Annotated in this window: 13 protein-coding genes and 3 pseudogenes; 9 read left to right on the top strand and 7 right to left on the bottom strand. The window is 72.2% G+C overall.

Features of this window, described 5'->3' with window-relative positions; translation table 11 throughout:
• The 3 genes and pseudogenes from SSQG_RS07925 to SSQG_RS07915 form a co-directional block, all read right to left on the bottom strand.
• Positions 1-649, bottom strand: a pseudogene (locus SSQG_RS07925) (nickel transporter); the annotation flags it as partial.
• On the bottom strand, positions 646-2,283 hold the full coding sequence (locus SSQG_RS07920; RefSeq protein WP_003989209.1) for a tetratricopeptide repeat protein: 1,638 nt from the start codon (positions 2,281-2,283) through the stop codon (positions 646-648). The gene SSQG_RS07920 and the pseudogene SSQG_RS07925, both read right to left, overlap by 4 nt.
• A gap of 124 nt (positions 2,284-2,407) precedes the next feature.
• The gene (locus tag SSQG_RS07915) at positions 2,408-3,940 is read right to left on the bottom strand and encodes a DUF4331 domain-containing protein (protein ID WP_039932130.1); all 1,533 of its coding nucleotides are present in this window, start codon (positions 3,938-3,940) and stop codon (positions 2,408-2,410) included.
• Between the two features lie 227 nt (positions 3,941-4,167).
• Here SSQG_RS07915 and SSQG_RS07910 point away from each other — a divergent pair, with 227 nt between their 5' ends.
• From SSQG_RS07910 to SSQG_RS07900, 3 genes are all read left to right on the top strand, one after another.
• Positions 4,168-4,710: a sigma-70 family RNA polymerase sigma factor gene (locus SSQG_RS07910; protein WP_003989207.1), complete on the top strand. Its 543-nt coding sequence runs from the start codon at positions 4,168-4,170 to the stop codon at positions 4,708-4,710.
• A complete protein-coding gene (locus SSQG_RS07905; protein ID WP_003989206.1) occupies positions 4,707-5,525 on the top strand; it encodes an anti-sigma factor in 819 nt (272 codons plus the stop codon). The genes SSQG_RS07910 and SSQG_RS07905 overlap by 4 nt, the downstream gene beginning before the upstream one ends.
• 126 nt (positions 5,526-5,651) lie before the next feature.
• Positions 5,652-5,918, top strand: a complete 267-nt coding sequence (locus tag SSQG_RS07900) for a hypothetical protein (RefSeq protein ID WP_039932129.1) — start codon at positions 5,652-5,654, stop codon at positions 5,916-5,918.
• Between the two features lie 155 nt (positions 5,919-6,073).
• Here the strand turns inward: SSQG_RS07900 and SSQG_RS07895 are convergent.
• The 4 genes and pseudogenes from SSQG_RS07895 to hmgA form a co-directional block, all read right to left on the bottom strand.
• A pseudogene (locus tag SSQG_RS07895) lies at positions 6,074-6,403 on the bottom strand (hypothetical protein); the annotation flags it as partial.
• A 41-nt stretch (positions 6,404-6,444) separates the two neighbouring features.
• Positions 6,445-7,590, bottom strand: coding sequence for a type ISP restriction/modification enzyme (locus SSQG_RS07890; protein ID WP_039932127.1), 1,146 nt, complete (start codon positions 7,588-7,590; stop codon positions 6,445-6,447).
• Between the two features lie 26 nt (positions 7,591-7,616).
• Positions 7,617-8,366 carry a GntR family transcriptional regulator gene (locus SSQG_RS07885; protein ID WP_003989202.1) on the bottom strand — a complete coding sequence of 250 codons (750 nt, stop codon included), beginning with the start codon at positions 8,364-8,366 and terminating at the stop codon, positions 7,617-7,619.
• A 26-nt stretch (positions 8,367-8,392) separates the two neighbouring features.
• Complete coding sequence (hmgA, locus tag SSQG_RS07880; protein WP_003989201.1) at positions 8,393-9,745, bottom strand: homogentisate 1,2-dioxygenase; 1,353 nt, start codon at positions 9,743-9,745, stop codon at positions 8,393-8,395.
• A 165-nt stretch (positions 9,746-9,910) separates the two neighbouring features.
• Between hmgA and SSQG_RS07875 the strand changes: the two genes are divergently transcribed.
• From SSQG_RS07875 to SSQG_RS07850, 6 genes and pseudogenes are all read left to right on the top strand, one after another.
• Positions 9,911-10,447 carry a hypothetical protein gene (locus tag SSQG_RS07875; protein WP_039932126.1) on the top strand — a complete coding sequence of 179 codons (537 nt, stop codon included), beginning with the start codon at positions 9,911-9,913 and terminating at the stop codon, positions 10,445-10,447.
• Positions 10,444-11,058, top strand: coding sequence for a TetR/AcrR family transcriptional regulator (locus tag SSQG_RS07870; RefSeq protein ID WP_003989199.1), 615 nt, complete (start codon positions 10,444-10,446; stop codon positions 11,056-11,058). Before SSQG_RS07875 ends, SSQG_RS07870 begins: the two co-directional genes overlap by 4 nt.
• Positions 11,059-11,176: 118 nt before the next feature.
• On the top strand, positions 11,177-13,420 hold the full coding sequence (locus SSQG_RS07865) for a molybdopterin oxidoreductase family protein (RefSeq protein ID WP_003989198.1): 2,244 nt from the start codon (positions 11,177-11,179) through the stop codon (positions 13,418-13,420).
• A gap of 135 nt (positions 13,421-13,555) precedes the next feature.
• Positions 13,556-14,998: a CitMHS family transporter gene (locus tag SSQG_RS07860; RefSeq protein ID WP_003989197.1), complete on the top strand. Its 1,443-nt coding sequence runs from the start codon at positions 13,556-13,558 to the stop codon at positions 14,996-14,998.
• 35 nt (positions 14,999-15,033) lie between these two features.
• Positions 15,034-16,308, top strand: a pseudogene (locus SSQG_RS07855) (MFS transporter).
• A gap of 94 nt (positions 16,309-16,402) precedes the next feature.
• Positions 16,403-16,993 (top strand): hypothetical protein, encoded by a 591-nt coding sequence (locus tag SSQG_RS07850; RefSeq protein ID WP_078506822.1) that lies wholly within the window; start codon positions 16,403-16,405, stop codon positions 16,991-16,993.
• The last annotated feature ends 40 nt before the right edge of the window (positions 16,994-17,033 follow it).

The following is a 17,033-nucleotide window of genomic DNA, read 5'->3' as shown; positions in this document are numbered from 1 at the left end:
GGAGGCGCGGGGGCGTCCGACTCCGCCTCGACAGGGCCGGGCCACCGGGCGCACCGCAGGGCGGCGACGCGGTGTCGGCCGGGGAGGAGAGCAGCTCCTCGGGATAGCGGGTCAGTTCGGCCGACACCGACTTCTCCGGTACGTCCGAAGCGGCGAGCGTCATACGGTCGCCGCGCGCGGTGATCTCCCGCCAGCCCGGGCCGGAGGAGGCACCGGCGCCCCGGAAGCCGAGGGCCACGGTCTCCTCGCCCGAGGGGAGCGGAGCGGTCAGTTCGCACTCCACACGGAGGGTGTCGAGACCGGCCTGCCCGGGCCGCACGCGCGCGTGGCTGCGCTCGGCGGTGAGCGCGGCGCTACGGCCGTCGACGGTGGCCCTGCTGTCCGCGGCGGCCGTCGCACACCGCTCACGGGCCCACATGGCGATGCCCAGCCGCTCGATGTCCGGCCCGGCCTGGGTGGCCGGGATCTCGGCGAGGTCCTCCACGTGGTGGACGCGGAGTTCGCCGGGGGCGGCGACCAGGCCGTCGTAGCGGTTGACGGTGAAGTTGCCCAACGGGTGCGCGCTCGCCGAGCCGGCGGGCACGAGGGCGATCGCGCAGGCGGCCGTCAGGACGGCGGCGCCGGAGGCGAACAGTCGGCGCAGGGTCACCGGGTGCCCTCCAGGTCCTTGAGCGCGGTACGGGCTTCGCGGGCGCCCAGGGGCGAGAAGCCGGGGTTCAGTTCCAGGGCGGCCTTCAGGTGGGTGCGCGCGTCGCGGTCGTCGCCGGTGGCGCGCTCGATGATGCCGCGGTGGTAGAGGAAGGCGGCGTTGCGGTAGCCAGTGGCCGTGGCCCGGCGGGCGTACGGCAGGGCCTCCTTGTCGCGGCCGTTGACGTGCAGGGCCCAGGCGAGGGCGTCGGCGGTGTGCACACTGTGCCGGCGGTTCCACTCGGCACGGGCGGCGCGCAGGGCCTCCTTCTTGTCGCCGTGGTCGGCGGCGGCCATGGCCGTGTCGAGGTCGGCGTTGACACCGCCCGCGCGGGCGAGGGCCGTCCAGGCGTCGACGAGGGCGTACTGGTCGCCGGCCTTCGCCCGGTCGCCGTCGGCGCCGCGGGCCTCGTAGAGCTCGCCGAGGGCGACGAGCGGGCCGGGCAGCGGGAAGCGGGCGACGACCCGCTCAAGGCCCTCGGCGGCGGCCGCCCGGTCGCCGCTCGCGGCCTGGGCACGGGCACGGCCCTCCAGGGCCGGGAGGTACTCCTCGTCGGCGGCGAGGGCACGGGCGTAGTGGCCGAGGGCCGTCTTGTACTCGCCCTGGTTCCAGGCGAGCTGGCCGAGGGCCGTGGCGACGTACGCGACGTCGGCGGGGGAGTCGGCCTGGCTCAGGGCGCGTTCCAGGACGGCACGCGCGGTGCGGACGTCGCCGCGCAGCTCGTGCACGTACGCGTACCGCGTGAAGACGGGGACGCCGGGCCGCCGGTCGTCGGCGGTCCGGGCGGCCTCGGCGGCGTCGTCGTACCGCCCGAGTTCGACGAGGGCGTCGACCCGGCTGCACAGGGCGCGCTCGTTGTACGGGTTCTGCTTCAGCGCCCGGTCGGCGTGGGCCAGGGCGCCGGTGAAGTCGTGCCGCGCGGCGGCGAGGGCGGCCCGGCCGGCCAGGGCCTGGTCGTTGTCCGGCTCCAGTTCGAGGGACCGCTTCAGTGCGCGTTCGGCCTGCGGGTAGCGCGAGGGATCGCCCTTCGTACGGGCCTGCTCGACGTAGGCGACCCCGAGCGTGGCCCAACTGCCGAAGTCCCTGGGCTGGGCCCGGAGATGCTTCTGCAGGGACACGATCCCCGAGTCGAGATCGCCGCGGGCCAGCGCACCGGGCGTCAGGGCCCCGGACGCCGACACGGTATCGACACCGGTCCCCGTGCTCCCGCCCCCGACACCTCCGAAGGCAACGGCCCCACCGGTCAGCGCGACGGCCAGCAGCGCGGCACACCCGGCCAGTTGGGCGGCCCGCCACCGCCGCCCGCCGTCGGCGGCGCGCCGCACCGCGGCCACGCGCGGATCGACGCCGGGGGCGTCGGTGTCGTCGGTGTCGTCGGCGGAAGCGCCACCCCTCTCTGTCGCACCGCCGGCCGAGCCTCCGCCCTGCCCGGTGTCCGGAACCTCGGTCGAGTGCGGAGCCCGCCCCACCGGCGCCTCCGTGCCCGTACCCGCGTCGAGGGCCGGTACGGACCGCTCCTGGGCGGGCTCCTGGTCCGGGCGCGGCCGGTCGTCGTCGCGCCTCTCCGGTGAGCTGTCCGTCGTACGCGGAGGCATGGCCTCTCCTCAGTCGGCTGTGCAAGTGCGGGTGCGGGTGCGGAACTGCGGGAGTCGAAGGCGCGGCCCGTGCCGTGGGGGACGGTGGGGAACGGGCCGCGCCGGTAGGTGGGAGCGGAGCGGGTCAGTACGCCCGGTTCCGCATCCGGCGCCACCACATCAGGGCCGCGCCGATCAGGACGATGCCGCCCGCCCCGGCCCCTGCGGACGCGGCGATCAGGCGCATGTCGTCGGAGCTCTGCGTACCGGCCGGCTGGAGCGCGTCGCCCAGCTGGCTGCGGACGTCGTTGCCGCCGTCCACGCCCTTGGCGAGCGGGCCGCGCGACCCCTCGGTCGGGTTGGCCAGGTACGGGAAGTACTTGCCGAACTTCTTGTCGTTCTTGTCGACCGCGTCACCGAGGTCGTTCTTCGCGCCCAGCAGCTCACCCTCGACGACCTGCAGCGACGCGTCGATCACGTCGTCGGTGAGGCGACGGCCGTTCGGGAAGCCCGCGTTGTCACCGTCCAGGACACCGAGCCGCTTGGGCTTGGCGGCCGGCTTGATGGACGTGTTGAGGCGCAGCTGCTCCGACGGCGTCACGTGCGGCGGCTGGTTGAGGTCCTTGACGCCCTTCAGGAACACGTCGACCAGGTCGTTGCGCGGCTCGTCGGGCGCCGGGATCTTGTAGATCGCCTCGATGAGCTTGGGCAGCTCCGGGTTGGTCACGTTCTCCAGGAACTGGGCGTCGTCCCGCGGCGCGGACGCGTTGAACTTGTCCTTGTCCTTGAGCGGGTTGACGACCTCGTTCACCAGCGGGTTGCCGAGGCGCGAGACCTGCGCGTAGTAGCCCTGGGCGTTCTTGCGCTGCGTCGTCGACCAGACGCCGATGACCGGCTGCTCGTGCGACTCGGTGAGGAAGCTGTTGGGGACCTGCAGGGCGATCGAGTTGACGTTGTAGCCCTTGAGCGTGTCGTTGCCGACCTCGGAGAGGTTTCCGCCGTACAGCAGGTCGAAGACCCTGAGGTCCAGGAAGAACGGGTCGTCGGCCTGCCCGGCGAACGTCTGGGCGCCCCCGGCGAGCTTGTGGACCGCCTGCTCGCGCAGGGTGTTGTAGTCCGGCATCGACGCCTTGCCGACGTTCGACGGCGCCACCGGGACGTCGTCGGCGACCTTGGTCTTCGACACCGGCTTCAGGTGCTTCAGCTTGATCAGCTCGAGGTCGTACGTCTGCGTGATGTTGAGGTCGGGGTCGTCGAGGCTCTCGACCGGACCCGTGTTGTAGAGGAACGTCTTGTCGTTCTTCGTGTGCGTCTTGAACGTGTACCGGAAGAGCAGGTCCTCCTGCGCGTCACCGTTGCTGTCGATACGCAGGTCGTACTGGGCGTCCTCGGCGAACGTGAAGAAGTTGGGCCCGCCGGCCGGATCCTCCATCGGGATCCAGTTCGCGATGATGGTCGTCGTGTCCGGCTTGTCCGGGCTGACGAACGCGTACACGTCGGTGTTGTCGTACTGCGGGGTCCCCGAGATCAGCGGGGCCTCCCGGTGACTGGAGGCGGCGGCCTCCTCAGGTGCCAGCGCGGTCACGCCGGCGGCGGCGAGCCCGCCGGCGGCCAGCGCACCACAGATCACGGTCGCTATGCTCCGGCGCCCCGCGCCGGTCCTGAAGGTAGGTGTCATGCCGTCCGTCCTCGGTGCCAACTTGCCTGACACACGCCATTCGGAGTGGTCGGCAGAGCGGATTGGTCGAATCTCAAACGTTCTTACGGCTCATCTGAAAAGTTGTTTCATCGCCGGGCGACCCGCGTTTTCGGCGCGCTGATCCGTAACCCCATCCGGAGGTGTGTGCGTTGCGAATGCCTCGTATGAGGGGACAGGCCCCATGCGGCCTGGGAGAGGGGGACCGAGTGGAGGCGGACGAGCTGCTGCTGCTCGTGGCGGGCGGGAACCAGACGGCCTTCGAGGAGTTGTACGGGCTGGTGTCCGGCCCGGTCTTCGGACTCGTACGGCGTGTGGTGCGTGACCTGGCCCAGTCGGAGGAGGTGGCTCAGGAGGTGTTGCTCGAACTGTGGCGCTCGGCAGCGAAGTTCGACCCCGGCCGGGGCAGCGCGATGTCGTGGATCCTCACCCTGGCCCACCGCCGCGCCGTCGACCGGGTGCGCAGCGCCCGAGCGGCCGGCGAGCGCGAGCAGCGTGAGGCGCTCCGCGCGAACCAGCCCGCCTTCGACCAGGTCACCGAGGAGGTCGAGGCCGGTCTGGAACGCGAGTGGGTGCGCCGCTGCCTGGACCGGCTCACGGTCCTCCAGCGCCAGTCGGTCACCCTCGCCTACTACGAGGGCTACACCTACCGTGAGGTGGCCGAGCAGCTGTCCCTGCCGCTGGGCACCGTCAAGACCCGGATGCGTGACGGGCTGACCCGGATGCGCGAGTGCCTGGGAGGCGTGGCATGAGCCTCTTCCGCCGCGAGGACCTGCACTCGCTCGCCGCGCCCTACGCGCTCGACGCCCTGGGACCCCCGGAGCGGGTCCGCTTCGAGAAGCACCTGAGGGACTGCGACCGCTGCGCCGCGGAGGTGCGCGCCCTGTCCGAGGACGCCGTCCGGCTGGCCTGGTCCACGGCCGTCCCGGCCCCGGCCGCGATGCGCGACCGGGTCATGGCCGCCGTACGGGCCACGCCGCAGGACCCCGCACCGCAGGAGAGCGGGCGCGAACCGTCGCGCGCGCGTGCGACGCAGCTGCCGCCGCACGTGTGGGGCACCCAGCCGCCGCCGCGGCAACGGCAGCGGCGGCGGATCCCGCTGTTCGTGCCCTTCGCGACGGCCACCGCCGCCGCGGCCCTCGTCGTCGCGTCGCTGTTCGCCGTACAGGCGAACCGGACCCAGGACCGGCTGACCGCCGAGCAAGATCGGTCACGTGAGATCGCCCACGTTCTGTCGGCTCCGGACGCGCGTGCGAGCAGCGGCCGGGACGCCAGAGGCCGAACGATCGGAGTGATCGCTTCCGCCACGGAGCGGAACGCGGTCGTCACCCTCGGCGGATACGGCGCCCCGTCGGGCGGCCGGGTGCACCAGTTGTGGCTCATGCGCCCGGGCGCGCAACCACGCTCCCTGGGGCTCTTCGAAGACGATACGCCCCTGGTCGCGACGGGTCTGGGCGCCTCGGCGACGTCACTGGCCGTGACCGTCGAGCCCGCCGGGGGCTCGCCGCAGCCCACCACCCAGCCCATCGTCCAACTCGCCCTGAAATCTGTTGGATTCGGAGAGTAATCGGAGATACATCGTCAACCCCCTTATGGGGAAGGTGAATCCTGTGACCGCGATACATGTGTGCCCGGCCGGGGAGATAGGGTTAACCTGCCCGGGCCGGGTGGACTCGTACGGGTGGGGAGTGACATGGAACAGATAACAGTGCGCAGCAGGGCCAGGGTCCCTGCGATCACCTGCGGAAGCAGCGCGAGCAGTTCGCGCCTGGACCGACACCTCTCGGTGCTGGGAGGACCCGCGGTCCCCCAGCGGGAGACGGTCGAGGCGACCTCGCTGATGCGTGAACTGACCGCGCGTCAGCCGCACGACCGCAACGGCAGGGGCGCGCGCGTGCGCCGCGTCTCGCTCTTCGCGCCGCTGCGTCGGCTGCGTCGTTCGCTGTTCGGCGGCAGGTAGGGGCCCGCGCTCGGGCGGTCACACCGCCCTGGTGCAGCGCTGCGCACTCGTCGTCCGTCATCCCCGCGGCACGCAGCGGCGCCAGGTGTGTTCCCGAGCGCGGTACGCCCCCTGTCGGTTGCCTCATCCCCGCCCGGCAGCGACTGGGGGCCCGCTCACCGCTCCCCGTGCGCGTACTGGCGCACGGCCAGCGGTACGAAGAACCCGAGCAGCACGGCGCACCACAGCAGTGACCCCGCCACGGGGCGGGCCACCGGCCAGGCCGCCCCGTCAGGTACGGGTGCGTCGCCGAAGAGATCCCGCAGGGCCGTCGCCAGGGCGCTGATCAGCGTACGGAGGCGGTCCGTGACGCCCCGGTGCGTGTCCTGGGCCGCCTGGAACATGCCGGTCATGATGCCGCCCGCGGCGGTCGCCACCAGCAGGCCCGGTACCGGGAACGACCGGTACTCCTCGCCCCGCATGGACAGCGGGCACTCGAACGCGTGCTGGACGCCTTGGATCCCGATCTGCGCCAGGCCGACAGGGCCTAAAGCAGCGCGAGTTGCCCCTCCGGGCCCTCCTCCGGGCCGTCGAGGACCGAGGCCGGGCGGCGGGCCGACGCCGGGGCGGGGAGGACGCCCGCCTCGCGCAGCTCGGTCGCCGTGACGGGGTCGGGGACCGGCCGGTCGTCCCGCTCGGGCCGGTCTTCGGCCAGCAGAGTCAGGACGGTGATCAGCTCCAGGAGTTCCGACGTCCAGGCCTGCGGCCAGGTGGCGGGGCGGATCGCCGCGAGTGTGCCCGGCTCGGGGTCAGGGACCCGCGCCGCGAACCACTGTTCCAGGACGCGGACTCCGCCCACCTTGAAGTCCCAGGCCTGCGGTGGCACGGGGGAGATGCGGCCCTCGTCCAGCAGCAGGGACTCCTCGTCCCGGTCGTAGCGCAGGGCCACGGGCCGGGAGGGCAGGGGAGCGCGGACGTAGGGGCGGCGGCCGCCGGGGAGCTTCGGCCGCTCACCGTCGCGGCGCATCAGCCACAGCAGCCGGCGGCCCAGCTCCACGCCCCGCGCCCAGGCGCCGGCGTCGCCCGTGAGCGGGACGGTGAGGTCCGGGCGGGCCGTGGCGGTGATCCAGGCCAGCACGTCCAGCGGAGTGGGGGCGCCTCCCAGACGGGCGTGCAGGAGCTCCAGCAGGCCGGGGGCCAGGTTCGGCTCCAGGCCGCCCGGGCGCCGGAACAGCGGGCGGACGCGGCCGGGGCGGAGCAGCGGGAGCAGCGAGGTGACGAGGAGGGACTCGGGCGTCTCCACCAGGAAGACCTGCCGCTCGTCCGCCACCCGCCAGAGTTCCGGCCGGGCCGCGTCGATCAGCCGCTGGTCGGGGATCAGCCACTGCTCGTCGAAGGGCGCGAGCAGCACCCGCACCGGCTCCGGGCACGGCCCCGAGGCGCGGACCAGCTTCTGCGTGCCGCCCGTCCGGCCGGGCAACTGGCCGACCGCCGAGTGCAGGGTGCGCGAACGGCTCGGCTCGAACAGGGTCTCGCGATCGGGGCCCTCGGCCTTCACCAAGGCGTCCCAGCGGGCCTTCAGGGACGCCGGGTCGGGGCCCGCCGGCCACCCCCGGCCGAGCCGCGGCGGTGCGACGGACCACGGCATGAGGTTCGCCAGCAGCGGAGCGTCGTCGTGCGTCACGCTGGGCATCGTACGGTGTGGCTCCGGCCCGCGGGTCAGGTGGCGTCCAGGGTCACCGTGAAGGAGAAGCGGTCCCCCCGGTACTGGATGACGGCCACGTCCAGCGGCCGTCCCTCCGGGTCGTACGTCACGCCCGTGTAGTGCAGGATCGGACTCAACAGCGGTACTTGGAGCAGCTTCGCGGTCTCCGGGTCGGCCAGCCGGGCCTCCACGGTGTCCGTGATGCGGCTGATGTCCGCTCCTGCCACATCCCGCAGCACCTTGGTCATCGGCCACCGCACCAGATCGTCGAGGTCGATCCGCGCGGCCAGTTCGGGACGCACGTAGTTGCGGGCGTGGTTCGTCGGCTCACCCGTCTTCTCGTCGCTCCGCAGCCGGTGGTACGTCGACACCTGCGGCACGTCCGGGAAGAACTCGGCGAGTTCGCCCGGCACGGGGGTCGTGCCGTGGTCCAGCAGTTCGGTCGTCATGCCGGACTGCTGGGCCACGATCGCGTCCACCGAGCCGAGCAGCCGGACCGGGGAACCCCGGCGCGCGTGCGGCTCGATGAAGGTGCCCCGGCGCCGGTGGCGCGTGATGAGACCTTCGTCCTCCAGCTCCTTCAGCGCCTGCCGCATGGTCAGCACGCTCACCCCGTAGTGCCCGGCCAGCTGTTCCTCGGTGGGCAGGCGCAGCGGGTCCTGCGGCGAGCGGCCGAGGATCGAGGCGCGCAGGGACTGCGACACCTGGTACCAGAGCGGCAGCTTGCGGTTCAGGACGATCGAGTCCGGGGCGAAGGAGGTCACGGGCCATCCGTACCGGTAGGAAATGATCAGTGCAAGGGGCTGAAGTGCCGCTCCATGCCCTGCCATACGTCGTCGTAGCGCTGTTGCAGGTGTTCCGCCCGGGCCGCGTGCGGGGTGAGGGTCAGCGGCCAGCGGGTCTCGAACATGAACGCCAGACCGTCGTCGATCTTCTGCGGCTTCAGCTCGGCGGAGCTCGCGCGGTCGAACGTCTCCCGGTCGGGGCCGTGCGCCGACATCATGTTGTGCAGCGAGCCGCCGCCCGGCACGAAGCCCTCCGCCTTCGCGTCGTAGGCGCCCTCGATCAGGCCCATGTACTCGCTCATCACGTTCCGGTGGAAGTAGGGCGGCCGGAAGGTGTCCTCGCCCACCAGCCAGCGCGGCGCGAACACCACGAAGTCCGCACCGGCCAGGCCCGGGGTGTCCGACGGGGACGTCAGCACCGTGAAGATCGACGGATCCGGGTGGTCGTACGTGATGGTGCCGAGCACATTGAACCGGCGCAGGTCGTAGACGTACGGCACATGGTTGCCGTGCCAGGCGACGACATCGAGCGGGGAGTGGTCGTACGTGGCCGTCCACAGATTGCCGCAGAACTTGTTCACCACCTCCACCGGGCCCTCGACGTCCTCGTACGCGGCGACCGGGGCGCGGAAGTCCCGGGAGTTGGCGAGGCCGTTGGCCCCGATCGGGCCCAGGTCGGGGAGCCGGAAGGGCGCGCCGTAGTTCTCGCACACATAGCCACGGGCGGACTCGTCGAGGAGTTCCACACGGAAACGGACCCCACGCGGGACGAGCGCCACATGGCCCGGCTCCACATGGAGCAGGCCGAACTCCGTGCGCAGCAGCAGCCCGCCGCGCTCCGGGACGATCAGCAACTCGCCGTCGGCGTCGCTGAACACCCGGTCCATCGAGACGTTGGCCGCGTACAGGTGCACGGCGATGCCGGTGCGCTGGGTGGCGTCCCCGTTGCCGCCCAGGGTCCACAGGCCGGCCAGGAAGTCGGTCTCGGGTGCCGGGTCGGGCAGGGGGTTCCAGCGCAGGCGGTTGGGGTCGGGCACGGTCTGGGTGAAGGGAGCGGTGCGGACCGTGCCGTTGTGGGTGCGGGTGAACGCCGGGTGTGCGGCCGACGGGCGGATCCGGTACAGCCAGGAGCGGCGGTTGTGGGCCCGCGGCTCGGTGAACGCCGTGCCGCTCAGCTGTTCCGCGTACAGCCCGAGCGGGGCTCGCTGGGGCGAGTTGCGGCCCTCGGGCAGCGCGCCCGGGACGGCCTCGGAACTGTGCTCGTTGCCGAAGCCGGAGAGGTAGGTCAGCCCTTCGGCGGTCTTCCGCGCTTCCCCACGCTCGAGTTCGCTCGCGCGGGAGGTACCCCCATCGCCCATGATCGCTGTCTCCCTTGGGTTTGATTCCTATGCAACACCGTAGGATTGCGATTTCCCCGACGCAAGGGGGACGCGCGGGCCCGTGTGCCCTCCTCTCGACGGACGATGCGGAACCCGACTCCAGGACGATCCGCCGGGCCGGACATGTGTTCTACGCTCCCAGGCATGTCGTGGACACGGGGGTTTCTCGCCATGCTCGCGGTCGGTGCCCTCCTGGCCGGAACCGCGGGCTGTGGCTCCGGTGACGCCGAGGAGGAAGGGGTGTCGCCCGCGCCGGTGGGCCGGGTCCTGGAGGACCGGGACCAGGAGGGGCGCCCCTACCGTGAGGTGGAGCGGAAGGGTGCCCCCGGCGTCGGCGTCGAGGTGCAGCCCGACGCGACCGGTGGCTGGGACGTACGGCTGACCGTGCGGAGGTTCCGCTTCTCCCCGGCCGGGGCGGCGGCCCGGGCGGTGGCCGGGAGCGGTCTCGCGCACCTCTACGTGGACGGCCGCCTCGTCGCCCGGCTCCGCGCCTGCGGGTACCGTCTCGCCGACCGGCTGGTGCCGCGCGGCACGCACCACGTCACGGCCCGTCTCTACGCCGACGACGGCACCGTGTGGGCGGTGGACGGCACCCCCGTGGAGAGCACGGCCGACATCACCGCGTCGAAGCAGCGGACCAGGGGGCGAGGTTCACCGGACCGCGCCGGAGAGGCATCATGAAGCCCGTGCCCCACGCGACATCGCTCCGTCGTGCGCCCGTGCAGCGGCGCAGCGCCGAACGCCTGACCAGGATCCTCGACGCCTGTGCCGACCTTCTCGACGAGGTCGGCTACGACGCGCTCAGCACCCGAGCCGTCGCCCATCGGGCCCAAGTGCCCATCGGCTCGGTCTACCGCTTCTTCGGCAACAAGCGCCAGATGGTCGACGCGCTGGGCCAGCGCAACCTCGAGCGGTACTCCGCACGCGTCACCGAGCGACTGGAGGAGGCCGGCGAGGGAGGCTGGCGCGTGGCCATGGACGCCGTGCTCGACGAGTACCTGGAGATGAAGCGGTCCGCGCCCGGCTTCTCCCTCGTCGACTTCGGCAACCAGATCCCCGTCGGTTCCCGCGCCGAACCCAACCACCGGGTCGCCGACCGGCTCACCGAACTCCTTGCCGGCCATCTCGGCCGCGAGCCCGACGAGGAGCTGCGCCGGGTCTTCCTCATCGCCGTGGAGACCGCCGACACCCTGGTGCACCTGGCGTTCCGGGTCGCGCCCGAAGGGGACGAGAAGGTCATCGAGGAGATGCGGGAGATGCTGCGGGCGTATCTGGCCCGGGTGCTCGACTGACGACTCCGGCCGGTACGTGGCCGACCTCCTGCCCGGCAGGGGCTCCCCTCCGTGCATACCGGTCGGTATGCTCGGCGCGTCCGCGCGTCACCACTGCCGTCGCCTCCCGGGAGGACCCGTGTCCCGCACCGCCCTGCGTATCTGTCCCTTGTGCGAGGCCACCTGCGGCCTGACCCTCACCATCGAGGGGACGCGCGTCACCCACGCCCGCGGTGACCGCGACGACGTGTTCAGCAAGGGCTTCATCTGCCCCAAGGGCGCCTCCTTCGGGGCCGTCGACGCCGACCCCGACCGGCTGCGCACCCCGCTCGTGCGCCGGGACGGCGAGCTGCGCGAGGCCACCTGGGACGAGGCCTTCGACGCGGTCGCCGCCGGCATCCGGCCCGTCGTGGAGCGGTACGGACCGCACTCCGTCGGCGTCGTCCTCGGCAACCCCAACGTGCACACCATGGCCGGTGGCCTCTACCCGCCGGTGCTGCTCGCCGGGCTCGGCACCCGCAGCGTCTTCACCGCCTCCACGGTCGACCAGATGCCCAAGCACGTCTCCAGCGGACTGCTCTACGGCGACGCGAACGCCATCCCCGTGCCCGACCTCGACCACACCGACCACCTGATCCTCATCGGCGCCAACCCGCTGGAGTCCAACGGCAGCCTGTGCACCGCCCCCGACTTCCCGGGCAAGCTCAAGGCGCTCAAGGCCCGGGGCGGCACCCTCGTCGTGATCGACCCGCGGCGCACCCGCACCGCGAAGCTCGCCGACCGGCACATCGCCGTGCGGCCCGGCACCGACGCCCTGCTGCTGGCGGCGATGGCGCAGGTGCTCCACGACGAGGGCCTCGTCGAGCCGACCCCGCACGTCCAGGGCGTCGACGAAGTGGCCGAGGCCCTGCGGGAGTTCACCCCGGAAGCCGTCGCCGAGGCCTGTGACGTCGAGGCCGACGTCATCCGCGTCCTCGCCCGCGAGCTCGCCGCCGCACCCACCGCCGCCGTCTACGGCCGCATCGGCAGCTGCACCGTCCCGCACGGCACCCTCGCCAGCTGGCTCGTCGACGTCCTGAACATCCTCACCGGCAACCTCGACCGGCCCGGCGGCGCGCTCTTCCCGCAGGCCGCCACCGACAGGACCCCACGCCCCGCGGGCCCCGGCCGCGGCTTCGCCCTCGGACGCTGGCACTCCCGGGTGAGCCGGCACCCGGAAGCCAAGGGCGAACTGCCCCTCTCCGCCCTCGCCGAGGAGATCGACACCGCCACCGAGGAGGGCGAACCGGTCCGCGCGCTCCTCGCCGTCGCCGCCAACCCCGTGCTGTCCGCACCCGACGGCGACCGGCTGGACAAGGCGCTCGACTCGCTCGACTTCATGGTCAGCGTCGACCCCTACCTCAACGAGACCTCGCGCCACGCCGACGTCGTCCTGCCCCCGCCCCCGCCCTCCCAGAGCCCGCACCACGACTTCGCCTTCAACACCCTCGCCGTCCGCAACCAGGTCCGCTACACCCGCCCCGCGGTCCCGCTGGAACCCGGCCGCATGGCGGAGACGGAGATCCTGGCCCGGCTGATCCTCGCCGTGACGGGCATGCACGGCGCCGACCCGGGCGCCGTCGACCAGATGGTCATCGACCAGACCCTCGGCAAGGCCGTCAGGGAACCGCACTCGCCGGTGCACGGCCGCGACCCTGGCGAGCTTGCCGCACAGCTGACCGGCGACAACGGCCCCGAGCGACGGCTGGACATGATGCTCCGCCTCGGCCCCTACGGCGACGGCTTCGGCGCACGACCCGACGGACTCGGCCTGGAGAAGCTGCTCGCGCACCCGCACGGCATCGACCTCGGGCCGCTGCGGCCCCGGCTGCCGCAGCCGCTGAAGACCGGGAGCGGGCAGGTGGAGCTGCTGCCGGGGCCGATCGCGGACGACCTGCCCCGCCTGCGCGCCGCCCTGGCCGAACGCCCCGAGGGCCTCGTCCTGATCGGCCGACGGCACCTGCGCTCCAACAACAGCTGGATGCACAACGTGCCCGCCCTCACCGGCGGCTCCAACCGCTGCACCCTGCACCTCCACCCCGAGGACGCGGAACGGCTGGGCGTGCGGGACGGGGACCCGGTCAGGGTGAAGGGCGCCGGGGGAGAGGTGACCGCACCGGCCGAGGTCACCGACGCGATCCGGCGGGGCGTGGTGAGCCTGCCGCACGGCTGGGGCCACGACCGCCCCGGCACCCGCCTCAGCCACGCCTCGACCGACCCCGGCGTCAACGTCAACCAGCTCCTCGACGGCCGGATGCTCGACCCGCTGTCGGGCAACGCGGTCCTCAACGGAGTGCCCGTCGAATGCGCCCCGGCGGCCGAAAAGCTCGTGCCCCTGACCTGAGCAAAGCTGTGACCAGCAGTTTTGCGCTTATTGCTCGCACGTCAACGTCTTGTTAACGCTGCTTGACGGGACCTAACGTCTCGGACACCGCCGGCCCTGGTGGAATGTTCAAGGGCGAACGTTAGGTACCCACTCATGCTGACCATCCTCGGCTTCGCCATGATCGCGACCTTCCTGGTCCTGATCATGATGAAGAAGATGTCGCCGATCGCGGCGCTCGTGCTGATTCCCGCTCTCTTCTGCGTGTTCGTCGGCAAGGGCGCCAAGCTCGGCGACTATGTCCTCGACGGCGTGACCGACCTCGCCCCCACCGCGGCGATGCTCATGTTCGCGATCGTCTACTTCGGTGTGATGATCGACGTCGGTCTCTTCGACCCGATCGTCCGAGGCATCCTCAAATTCTGTAAAGCCGACCCGATGCGGATCGTCGTCGGCACCGCGCTGCTCGCCGCGATCGTGTCGCTGGACGGCGACGGCTCCACCACCTTCATGATCACCGTCTCGGCGATGTACCCGCTGTACAAGCGCCTGAAGATGAGCCTGGTCGTGATGACCGGTGTGGCCGCCATGGCCAACGGCGTGATGAACACCCTCCCCTGGGGCGGCCCGACCGCCCGCGCCGCGACCGCGCTCAAGCTCGACGCCAGCGAGATCTTCGTCCCGATGATCCCGGCGCTCCTGGTGGGCCTGCTCTTCGTCTTCGGTCTCTCCTACGTCCTCGGCGTGCGCGAGCGCCGGCGGCTGGGCGTGCTGACGCTGGACGAGGTCCTGGAGGAGGAGAAGGACACCGAGACCGAGACGGTCCTCGTGGGCGCCGGCGGCTCCGGCGACGGCAAGGTCTCCATGCGCAAGGGCGCCACGGGTGCCACGGGCGGCGCGGCCGGAGCCGGCGGTACCGGCTCCGGTACGGACGCCTCCGAAGGCTCCGACGACGGCTTCCAGGGCCTCGACCCGAACCGGCCCACCCTGCGTCCCAAGCTCTACTGGTTCAATGCGCTGCTCACGGTCGTCCTGCTGACCGCCATGATCATGGAGTGGCTGCCCATCCCGGTGCTGTTCCTGCTCGGTGCCGCGCTCGTCCTCACCGTGAACTTCCCGCACATCCCCGACCAGAAGGCCCGCCTGGCCGCTCACGCGGACAACGTCCTGAACGTGGCCGGCATGGTCTTCGCCGCCGCCGTCTTCACCGGCGTCCTCCAGGGCACCGGCATGGTCGACCAGATGGCCAAGTGGATGGTGGACGTCATCCCCGCGGGCATGGGCCCGCACATGGCGCTCGTGACCGGTGTGCTGAGCCTGCCGCTGACGTACTTCATGTCGAACGACGGCTTCTACTTCGGTGTCCTCCCCGTCCTCGCCGAGGCGGGCGCCGCGCACGGTGTCTCCCCGGTGGAGATGGCCCGGGCCTCGCTGGTCGGCCAGCCGCTGCACATGTCCAGCCCGCTCGTCCCGGCCGTCTACGTCCTGGTCGGCATGGCCAAGGTGGAGTTCGGCGACCACACGAAGTTCGTGGTGAAGTGGGCCGCCCTCACCTGCCTCGTCATCCTCGGGGCGGGCATGCTCTTCGGAATCATCTGATCGCGGCGTCAGACTGTCGTAAGGAGAACGTCATCGTGAGGCCCGGTGGGAACCGCGCTGGCTGCTCAGCCTCGTCATCGCGTTCAGCTTCGCGCAGGGGGGCGGTGTCGATGGCCCGGCCCGCCGTCTCCTACCGGGCCCTCGCGCTGGGCGCGGACGAGCGCGCGGTCGGTGTGATCGCCGGTGTGTACGCGCTGCTGCCGCTGTTCGCCGCCGTCCCCCTGGGCCGCCGTACCGACCACGGCCGCTGCGCGCCGCTGCTGCCCTTCGGAGTGGTCCTCATATCCGGCGGCTGCGCGCTCAGCGGCGTCGCCGGCTCCTTGTGGGCGATGGCCCTGTGGAGCGGGGTGATGGGCCTCGGCCACCTCTGCTTCGTCATCGGCTCGCAGTCCCTCGTCGCCCGCCAGTCCGCGCCGCACGAACAGGACCGCAACTTCGGCCACTTCACCATCGGGGCCGCGCTCGGCCAGCTGGTCGGGCCCATGGCCGCGGGTGCGCTGATCGGCGGCGAGGACATGACGGGCACCAGCGCGCTCGCACTGGTCGTGGCGGGCGGGATCGCGGCGGTCGCCTTCACCTCGCTCTGGCGCATCGAGCACCGCCGTACGGCACCCGCGTCAGGGGCGGCGCAGGGCGACCGCCTCCCCGTCGGGGGCATCCTGCGCACCCGGGGCGTACCGGCCGGCATCTTCATCAGCCTCGCCGTGCTGTCCGCGACCGACATCCTCACCGCCTACCTTCCCGTGGTCGGCGAGGACCGGGGCATCGCGCCGTCCGTGATCGGCGTCCTGCTCAGCCTGCGCGCGGCAGCCACCATCGCCTGCCGCCTGGTGCTGACGCCCCTGCTGCGGCTGCTCGGCCGGACCCTGCTGCTCACGGTGACCTGTCTGCTGGCGGCCCTGCTGTGCGCGGGTATCGCCCTGCCGGTGCCGGTCTGGGCGCTCGCCGCGCTGCTGGTCCTGCTCGGCTTCTGCCTCGGGGTCGGGCAGCCGCTGTCCATGACGACGGTCGTCCAGGCCGCTCCGGACGACGCCCGTTCCACGGCCCTGGCCCTGCGCCTGACCGGCAACCGGCTCGGCCAGGTCGCGGCGCCCGCGGCGGCAGGGCTGATCGCCGGGGTCGCGGGGGTGGCGGCACCGTTCGTGATGCTGGGGGTGCTCCTGCTGGTCTCCTCGGGGGTCGCCGTGCGGTCGCCGGGGCACCAGGGCGAGGAGGGGCCGTCGGGCGCGGAGGAGTCTCCGGACGAGGGTGAACCGCACGCCGGACCCCGCCGGGGCCGGATGCCGTTGCGCCGGAAGAGCGACATCTGACGCGTCGTGGGCGCTGCTCCGGCGTTTCCGGGTGACATGTGACAGATAGTCAGGTGACGAGATGTTTGTATGACAATCATCTGACTTGGAGGACATGTCCATGCCCCTCGTACCCCTCGCGCGCCGTGCCGGCACCCGCAACGCCGTCCTCGCTGCCCTCACTCTCGCCGGGACCACCCTGAGCGGGGTGCCCGCCGTCGCCGCCCCGGGGGACAACGGGGACGTCAAGATCCACTCCGCCGAGACGGCCGCCAGTGATCGCCGCAACGATCCGAAGGTGTGCGACTTCTACCTCGCCGCCTTCGACTTCGAGGGAGGCGAGACGGTCAACTGGACCATCCAGACCCTGCCCGAGGTGCCGGCCGAGAGCGGCTCCGTCACCCTCGACGCGGCCGGTGCGGGCCGCTCTCCGCTCATCGACCTGCCCAACGGGCAGTACAAGCTGACCTGGCTCACCGACCGGGCCCACGGCGCGGGCAAGTTCAAGGTGTTCCAGGTCGACTGCTCGGCGTCCAAGGCCACACCCACCGCCATCACCCCGGCAGGCGGCCCGCCGGCGGGTGGCGGCGGCATCGCCCGTACCGAGGCCTTCACGCCGGTCGCGGGCGCCGCCGCCGTCGGGTTGGCCGCCGTCGCCGGGACGGTCTGGTTCCGGCTCCGCCGCCGCCCCGATGGCGCGGCGTAGGACGGCTTCCGCGGATCGCGCCGCTCCGGTGGGACGGCGC

The sequence above is a fragment of the Streptomyces viridochromogenes DSM 40736 genome (assembly GCF_000158955.1).
GTDB lineage: Bacteria > Actinomycetota > Actinomycetes > Streptomycetales > Streptomycetaceae > Streptomyces > Streptomyces venetus.
Note: the sequence above shows the minus strand (reverse complement) of the source record. Positions and strands in the feature narration are given on the sequence as shown.